This window comes from Microbulbifer aestuariivivens, from assembly GCF_039545115.1.
Classification (GTDB): domain Bacteria; phylum Pseudomonadota; class Gammaproteobacteria; order Pseudomonadales; family Cellvibrionaceae; genus Microbulbifer; species Microbulbifer aestuariivivens.
Window position 1 is genome coordinate 1 of sequence record NZ_BAABRT010000062.1, and the last position, 1,207, is coordinate 1,207.

The 1,207-nt window shown below is 46.0% G+C and carries 2 protein-coding genes; both read right to left on the bottom strand.

Annotation, left to right across the window (positions count from 1 at the left end):
- Positions 1–197: 197 nt before the first annotated feature.
- Positions 198–545: a hypothetical protein gene (locus tag ABEA58_RS14340; RefSeq protein WP_345552600.1), complete on the bottom strand. Its 348-nt coding sequence runs from the start codon at positions 543–545 to the stop codon at positions 198–200.
- 91 nt (positions 546–636) lie between these two features.
- Positions 637–1,161, bottom strand: coding sequence for an Imm50 family immunity protein (locus ABEA58_RS14345; protein WP_345552601.1), 525 nt, complete (start codon positions 1,159–1,161; stop codon positions 637–639).
- Positions 1,162–1,207: the final 46 nt, after the last annotated feature.

Below are 1,207 nucleotides of genomic sequence, written 5' to 3' on the forward strand. Positions count from 1 at the left end.
CTAGGAACGAAACTGCTTGACCCCGGAACGGCCACGTAGCTTGATGCAGGACGCTAAACCAGTGCGAACAATTTCCCGCAGACACCGACGATAATTTTTACCGACCGGCAACATAACGCCGCCAGCACGCGCGGCTTTGCTGTGGAGGCGAAGCTGTAACGGAAAAGCTGTCGCCGTGCCTGGCCTTGTTAGCATTCTTACTGCTCATTTATCTCTGGCAATACCAATTTCTTTTGAATCTCAATGAACGATTCTCTCGTGTATGGACCAAAGACAAACTCGGTAGCATCCGCAAACTTATGGTCTTTTTCCCGATCTATGTAGTAGTAAGCACACGATTGTTCTGGGCAAGCATATACTGAAATGTATTTTTCATTTGCATTGATACTCTTAGGCTCATCAATACGCCCAATATATGCTCCATCACCAACGTTAAAGCCAAGGCTTTTAACGCCGTCTATCCAGTAAACTTCATAGGGTCCTTCACTCCAAGAAGAGGAACACCCAATCAGAAGTACTGCAACCAAGAATGAAATGTGCTTCACGACTTTCCTTGCATGCTAACGCCTTGCCCACGGGCCGTAGCAAGCGAAGCTTGCGGAGGTCCAGCCCGAAGGGCGATTGTGCGGCAACTTGTTAAGCATATGGCCGCACACCCAAAACAGTGACAGTTTTGCACTGAATATTAATATATGCGCCGTGTATAGTGATAAACTCGGCGCTAATGCCATCTGCATTCTCCGTAAAAACTAGGCCATCGATTACATTTTGGAAATTGAACCCTTCTACGTAAGATTTTAATAAATCAGAAAACTCGATTGTTATGATGTTGTTTTTATCAAGCACATAATCGAAATCCGAAGTACCTTCGTTAATTGTTTTGGTTTCCCAGTAATTCAGCTCTATTGTTACTGCAGAACACTTAGATTCTGGTGAGGTATCGCGTTTAAAATTTATACTTATGATTTCGGCATCATGAAAGTCTGGCCAATATCCATAAATAGATTCAACTATGCTCACATTATTGATCAAAGCTCGATTTCCATAAAAGTGCTTAACGCCGCTAGCAGGGGCAGCCGGAGCGCAGCGTAGGCTGTCCAGCCCAGCCACCGGCTGGGCGATCCTGCCTAGCTTGGTTATGGCTGCCGCGCTCAGAGCCAACTACCAGCACTTTGCCAGCCACAGATTGGCTGGCCAGACCAAATAT